Raw genomic sequence first — 6,917 nt, forward strand, 5'->3', positions numbered from 1 at the left:
TGTCATTGATGGAGTTCAAAGAAGAGGTGAAAAGAGAAGCTACAGTACACAACGTGTAAAATTTGACTCTCATTCTTCTGCTTAATTTTTTGTTACATACTTATAAAATTTCACCACGACTTACTTACTAGAAATCAATCTGTCGTAGCTCCACTGATGGACACTAACTCGGTATTGTTTGGCATACTGTTTTTGGACTTCTAGTAATTCTGATTTTTGTTCTGCTTTAGCTTGAATCTCACTCTGAACTTGCTCTCGCATATTGTCCAACTTAGGTAAAGCAATACTTCCAGCAGAGTAAGTTTGAGCGATCGCAATAATCTCTTTCGCTAGCAAGCTGTCTATATACTGACTTAACTCCGATTCTCCAAACTGATTTGGTACAGCAAGCATCTGCATTTGAGCTATTTGGCGTTGGTGGGATAAGGAGTGCTTTTGCTGTCGCTGTCGATTTAGCAATTTGTAATTATCACCCAGTAGTTGTCTGATGCTGCGATACGTAATGACTTGACCTGTAGCGCCATCAACTACCGCTAGCGTTGCAGGCTTTTCTAAGCCGAGGCTAACACCAACAAGAATATGAGATTGTCCTTTATATAAAGGTTTAGTAGGGCGAGGAAAAGGGTTATTAATTCTATCTAAGGTAGAGTTTTTCTGTTTTATATGGGCTTGCTGTTTTTCATTGAGGCCACCTTTGGCTTTTGCATTGGTAATAGTTTTAGCGATTTCTTTGGCTTTCTCTTCCCTTACTTGATTGGTTCCTTCAGTCGTCCATAGGCGGGTATCCACAGAACAGTAAAGGGTTAAGCGATTAATATTCCAAGGATCGCCTTTGCCTTCCTCTTCTTGCCAAGCAATACGCCCACTACGCAGGGTGAACAGGCTACTGGAGTGTTGGTTTTTGCTATTTTTCTTAATTTGTTGATCGTCTAGGAAGCGTTGAAACCAGTGAAGTTGGCGAGAATCACAATAGACTTGAAAGCTATACTCGCTCAAACCGTTGAACTTTACACAGATGCGTCCCAACTGGTTTTTAAACCAGGTCATATCTTCGTTGGTTTCGTAAGCTACCGGGAAAGGTAGTTTGCTAGATTGCCTTAAAAGGCTGTGTTGCCAAGATTTTGCCTCAGCTTCATTTTTTGGAACGTTATGAGTGGCAACGACAATAGTTTCTAACCATTTGGCAGCAGTTAAATCCCGACCTTTGGGAATTCGTGTTTCTAGCTGTTCTCTGAGGCGTCCAATCTGAATCTCAAGTTTACGGCGACGTTGAGCAAATTTTTTAGCGTCTTCCTCTTTTTCGTTAATTTTGCAACCATTTTTGAGCAAATAGCTGATGGCACAACGAGTCAAGTTATCTTCTGTATTGCTGTAAGCCCCAAATAAGTTCTTTGATAAAGCGTCGCTAGCTGAATTTTGAGATTTTTTGCACTTTTTAGCTTTTTTTCCATTCTTTGATTGAGTTTCAGCATTATCGAGGATAACAAGTTGAGTCAAAATTTCAGCAGCTTTAATGCGAAGACTATCTAAGCTAACACCACTGCTTTCTACCAATTCAACATCACTGTTGAGCATTTCCAACCAGCGAATTTTACCTTCTAGTTGGTACTGCGATCGCTTCATCAGCACGAACCATGATTTATAGATGTAGTTAACCAATGTAGTTGCACTCGTGTAAAACCGTGCAGGCTGACCAATGAAGCGCGGGTCTGCTTTGAGCATTTCACACACTTGCTTAACTGTACTAATCGGGAATCTACCTTGATGCCGCCATGTCTCAAAGTCTGGATGTTCAGAAATATGAAGCAATAGTTCGTTAATTAGTGGCGTGTTTTTATCTGCCATTAACTGCCATAGCTGTTGGCGAGTATTGGCGTTGGCTACTAGACGACACTGAATTGTAATTTGGCTCATGCCACAGTTAAACAAATAAGTTCAATAAAAACATATATGTATAATAACTTGCTTCTGTAAGATAAATCTCATGCAGGAAGAATTTTTTACAAGCAAACAAGCTGCTGAGATAACAGGCTGCACCCTTCGGCAGTTGCAGTATTGGCGAGAGAAAGAAGTAGTTGTCCCCGTGATTGGTGATACGGGAATTGGGCGAAGCATTTACTATTCGCGGTCTAACTTAATAGAACTGGCAGCAATGGCATATTGGCTGTCTATGGGGTTAAATTTTGACTTAGCCAGTCGAACCCTCAGACAGATCAAAGAACAAGAACCTGAGTTATTAAACTCAGGTCAAGGTGGGCGTTTTATGTTGTTGTGGAATTGGGAAACGCAATCGCTTGAGCTTGTACAGTTTAACCGGGAACGGGCGATCTTAAACCTAAGTGATGGTCTACCAGTGATTCCTGTATGGCTTGACCTAATTTATAGTCGTGTGGAATCACGGCTATTAACTGGAGAAAATTAAGTCAACTGCTTTGACTTGTCAGACTTGACCAGAAATCCTGTGCCGTTAAGGATTACAAGAGACAAGCGATCTAAATGATTCACAAAATGATTAGGTGGTTGCCTTTTTGCATAAGTGAAATGAACTGAATATTTTTGACTAGATACTGATTACGTTACCTTTAAGTGATTTTCGTTTTCAGTCGTAAAGTCAACGAAATAGGTTAAGGGTTTTTTGTAAATCATCGCAAAGTCTGTTAACTCTACTACGTCTACTCTCCTTTCTCCTGACTCACACCTTGAAACATAGGACTGGGGCTGATTCAGCTTTTGTGCAACTTCTATTTGAGTTAGTCCAGCTTCAAGTCGCGCCTCGCGCAGGCGTGTGAGAAATGCTTTGTACCTAACCGAGTAGATTGAACCTCCCATGTTGAGAGGCTACAGCCGTTGCAAAAATATGCAAAATTAACATATTTATGTTACACAGCTAATTACTGAAGGTTGGTGTGTTGTCTAAATAGAGGTTTTCCAGTGCCACTACCAATGGATGCAGACGAATTTATGAGCGAGTTGTTAGATGGCAGAAAAAATTTCCGTGGAGAGAACTTATCAAAAGCTAATCTTCAAGGAGAAGATTTGAGAGGAGTCAATCTCTATGGTGCGAATTTGAAAGGAGCTTGTCTTGTTAAAACAGATTTGCGTGGAGTTGACCTGCGTGAGGCTGACTTGAGTAACGCCTATCTCTGCCAAACTAGATTAGAGAAGGCTAAATTACAAAATGCTTGTTTGGTTGCAGCGGATTTAAGCCTGGCGAGATTGCATCAAGCAAATTTAGATTCAGCGGATCTAAATAGTGCAATTCTATTTATTACTTTTTTAATAAAAGCGAACTTAAGTAATGCCGACCTCAGTTATACAATTCTTCGTGGGGCAGATTTGAGTAACGCCAAGCTAGCAGGTGCAAGCTTGAGAGGAGTTGACCTATCTCAGACAAAACTAGATGGAGTCAACCTGGAAGGAGTAGTGCTTGATGGAGCCAAAATGCCAGAGGTTTTACAGTCTCCTGACAAGGAGATCGGCAATCAAGGGATTTTGTTCAATCCAAAATGGCGACTTTACACCTGGGAAGGACTGCGCTATCGCTCAAAATCTGAAATAGAAATTGCAAAAGCATTAGATCGCGCAGGAGTGCTGTTCATGCCAAATAGTCTTGCCCGGCTCAATTCACCAGAAGGTAGACGGAATCTAGAACCAGATTTTATAGTTTGCCACCAAGGTAAGTGGGGTATTCTCGAAGTTGACGGGCCTTGGCACACGCCTTCAAGACGAGTAGAGGAACAAGAACGAGAACGCTTGTTCCGATTTCATGGAATACGAGTGGTTGAACGTTTTGACTCTAAAAAGTGTGAGAAGCAGCCAAATGAAGTTGTGAAAGAATTTTTACAAATGATTGAGGGTATGTATTAGTTCATCGGGAAATGGATTGATATTAGTTTCAGGTAGCTGACTTCCCATAAATTATCTTTGGCAAAAGTTTAATTGTATGACTTTTAAGATGTGATCGCTCCGTGCATTATCTCTTTTAGATAAGCTTAAAGCTGTTATAGGAAAGAGTTAAACATTATATCCTTAATTGGCAATTATTTTTTAGATATATTTGACGATAAGCTTAATCATTATTAATTAGCTAATCGCTATTCAATTTTACATAGTAATTCGCTCTTAATAATTGATGAAATTCTATTTTTATATAAATTAAATGCTCATTAATGATAAATACTTTTATTTAAAGATAATATTATATTATTTTTTAAACTATATGTATTGCTTGCCTGGATTTAATTTCTAAGAATATAATTTTTATTATCAAATAATAAAAATTATATTCTTAATATCATGTTCTAATTAAAAATTTAATACTATTTTGAGTTATATCTTAGCAAAAAAATGTTAGCAATATTGACTTTTTACCACTAGATGCTAACATAATTGCTAGAAATAATTAAATAAAATTATTTTTTTCGCGATAGTATTTGCTTTCGGAAATGGCGTCTTCGGTATATTAAGTATGTATTTATGAGAAAAATAACACTACCTCAACTTGAACGCCATTTGTTTGCAGCAGCTGATATTTTGCGTGCAAAAATGGACGCTTCTGATTATAAAGAATATATTTTTGGAATGCTCTTTTTGAAACGTTGTTCTGATGTGTTTGATGAGCGATACGAGCAAATTATTAAAGAGAATATAGCTAAAGGACGCACTGAAGCATAAGCAAAACAACGTGCTGAGTCACCTGCTTACTATGCTGATACTTTTTTTGTGCCAGATAGAGCGCGTTGGTCTTATATCGAAAAGGAATTACATAGTGATGTTGGTAATGGCTTGAATAAAGCTTTAGGTGCATTAGAAATTGAAAATACAATTTTGGAAGGGGTCGTTAGCCACATCGACTTTAACAAAACAGTTGGTAAAACTAGGGTTCCCGATCAAAAATTACGGGATTTAATTAGGCATTTTGGTAAATATCGCCTCCGTAATGAAGATTTTGAGTTTCCTGATTTGCTGGGTGCAGCTTATGAGTATTTGATTAGACACTTTGCTGACTCCGCAGGCAAGAAAGGAGGCGAATTTTATACACCTCGTGATGTAGCACGGTTAATGGCACGGTTGCTCAAACCACAAACGGGAATGCGGATTTACGACCCCTGTGTTGGTTCGGGCGGGATGCTAATCCTTTCTAAGGAGTATGTAGAAGAACGTCGGAGTAATGCCAAAAATCTACGTCTATACGGTCAGGAGGCTAACGGCGGGGTTTGGGCGATTTGCAAAATGAATATGATTTTGCATGGAATCGCTGACGCTGACATTGAGAATGATGATACGCTTGCTAACCCACTGCATATAGAGGGTGGGGAATTGATGCGTTTTGACCGTGTAATCAGTAATCCGCCATTTAGTCAAAACTATTCTAGGAAGGGGTTAAAGTTCGAGGAACGGTTCAGTTATGGCTTTTGTCTTGAAAATGGTAAGAAAGGGGATTTGATGTTTGTCCAGCATATGCTGGCGGTCTTGCGACCTCAAGGAAGAATGGCGACGGTGATGCCTCATGGAGTTCTGTTTCGCGGTCGGGTAGAAAAAGAGATTCGACAAGGGTTTATTGAAGATGATTTGCTGGAAGCCGTGATTGGTTTACCACCGAATTTGTTTTATGGTACTGGTATTCCCGCTTGTATTTTGGTGATGCGAGGCTCAAAAGATGCCAAGCCTGAGTCACGTCGGGGTAAGGTTCTGTTTATTAATGCTGATGCGGAATATCAAGCAGGTCGAGCGCAGAATTTTCTCAAGCCAGAACATATTGAAAAAATTGTCTCGACTTTTGAAGCGTTTGTGGATGTACCTGGTTATGCAGCAGTAGTAACTAAGGAACAATTAGCGGCTAATGATTACAATTGCAATATTCGCCGCTATGTTGATAATTCTCCACCGCCAGAACCTCATGATGTGCGAGCGCATCTTTTAGGAGGTATACCCAAGGCTGAGGTAGAAGCTAAACAAGAACCTTTTATGGCTCATGGGTTTGACACTAAAGCTGTTTTTGTGGAGCGCAATCAGGATTATTTTGATTTTTTGTCTATGCTGTCAGAACGAAATCAAATTAAGGAACTTGTAGAAACCCATCCTGGTATAGTAGAGCAGGAGAAAAAGCTAAAGAACGCTTTTGTTGAGTGGTGGGAAGCTCACGAAAATCGATTGTTGAAGTTACCAGGAACAAAAGATGTCATGGAAATTCGTAATGATTTTCTGACCTCTTTTACTGAGGCACTTCGCCCTATCAAAATTTTATAACCTTATCAACTGGCAGGAACAATGGCTGAATGGTTAGATAATAACCGAAATGCTTTGGAAACTGCTGCTAATCAAAACTATCAGGGGTTAGTTGAAAATCAACTAGAAGCAAAGGCTGAGACTTTACGAAAAGAAGCAATACAAGAACAGATGCTTTTGTTTTTGGATGAATTTCAGGTGAATGGGGTTATTGCTAGTTGGTGGGATGAAATTCAGTATGACCTCAAAACTATTGCTGCCCAAAATTTTAACGGGTTGATAGAAGGTTGGGTGGCAACAATTACGACAGATTTAAATAGTGATGATAAGAATAGCAATAGTTCTGATCCTTTAAGTCATAAATTAGTGGTACGATTGTTGCCAGATTATTTACAGGAATTAGCAGATTACGAGGCGAAAAAGGCAGATTTAGAAAGCAAGTTGGCAGCAACGAAAAAAAGTGATGAGGAAAGTGAGGATACAGAATTAGAAGATGAAGATAAATTAAGTGAGGCTGAGATTAAAAAACTTAAGTAAGAATTGACGCAAGTAAAGAAGATTTTCAGTAAACCAAAAAGTTTTTCCCAAAGAGCGATCGCTAATTAAGTATACTTAGCTCAAAGTGCTATAAATTACTTAGTATATAATTAATGCTTATATTTATTGAAAGGGTTAAAAAAATGAAATGA

General features: G+C 38.9%; 6 protein-coding genes and 1 pseudogene. 5 read left to right on the forward strand and 2 right to left on the reverse strand.

All coding sequences use genetic code 11. From position 1 onward, the window contains the following. Positions 1-120: 120 nt before the first annotated feature. Positions 121-1,914 carry a type V CRISPR-associated protein Cas12k gene (gene cas12k, locus H6G96_RS39775; RefSeq protein WP_199339880.1) on the reverse strand — a complete coding sequence of 598 codons (1,794 nt, stop codon included), beginning with the start codon at positions 1,912-1,914 and terminating at the stop codon, positions 121-123. Positions 1,915-1,984: 70 nt separating this feature from the next. Between cas12k and H6G96_RS39780 the strand changes: the two genes are divergently transcribed. Next, positions 1,985-2,422: a MerR family transcriptional regulator gene (locus tag H6G96_RS39780; RefSeq protein WP_190920049.1), complete on the forward strand. Its 438-nt coding sequence runs from the start codon at positions 1,985-1,987 to the stop codon at positions 2,420-2,422. Positions 2,423-2,571: 149 nt separating this feature from the next. Here the strand turns inward: H6G96_RS39780 and H6G96_RS39785 are convergent, their stop codons facing one another. Continuing rightward, entirely contained in the window at positions 2,572-2,829 is a 258-nt protein-coding gene (locus tag H6G96_RS39785; RefSeq protein ID WP_190920051.1) for a helix-turn-helix transcriptional regulator, read from the reverse strand. 102 nt (positions 2,830-2,931) lie between these two features. Between H6G96_RS39785 and H6G96_RS39790 the strand changes: the two genes are divergently transcribed. The 4 genes and pseudogenes from H6G96_RS39790 (at position 2,932) to H6G96_RS39800 (ending at position 6,765) form a co-directional block, all read left to right on the forward strand. Next, complete coding sequence (locus H6G96_RS39790; protein ID WP_190920053.1) at positions 2,932-3,867, forward strand: pentapeptide repeat-containing protein; 936 nt, start codon at positions 2,932-2,934, stop codon at positions 3,865-3,867. Positions 3,868-4,476: 609 nt separating this feature from the next. Continuing rightward, a pseudogene (locus H6G96_RS42155) lies at positions 4,477-4,908 on the forward strand (type I restriction-modification system subunit M N-terminal domain-containing protein); the annotation flags it as partial. Between the two features lie 54 nt (positions 4,909-4,962). Beyond that, the gene (locus tag H6G96_RS39795) at positions 4,963-6,249 is read left to right on the forward strand and encodes an N-6 DNA methylase (protein WP_277933115.1); all 1,287 of its coding nucleotides are present in this window, start codon (positions 4,963-4,965) and stop codon (positions 6,247-6,249) included. Between the two features lie 21 nt (positions 6,250-6,270). Then, positions 6,271-6,765, forward strand: a complete 495-nt coding sequence (locus H6G96_RS39800; RefSeq protein ID WP_190920055.1) for a hypothetical protein — start codon at positions 6,271-6,273, stop codon at positions 6,763-6,765. Positions 6,766-6,917 lie beyond the last annotated feature (152 nt).

The sequence above is a fragment of the Nostoc sp. FACHB-892 genome, assembly GCF_014698795.1.
Lineage (GTDB): Bacteria > Cyanobacteriota > Cyanobacteriia > Cyanobacteriales > Nostocaceae > Nostoc.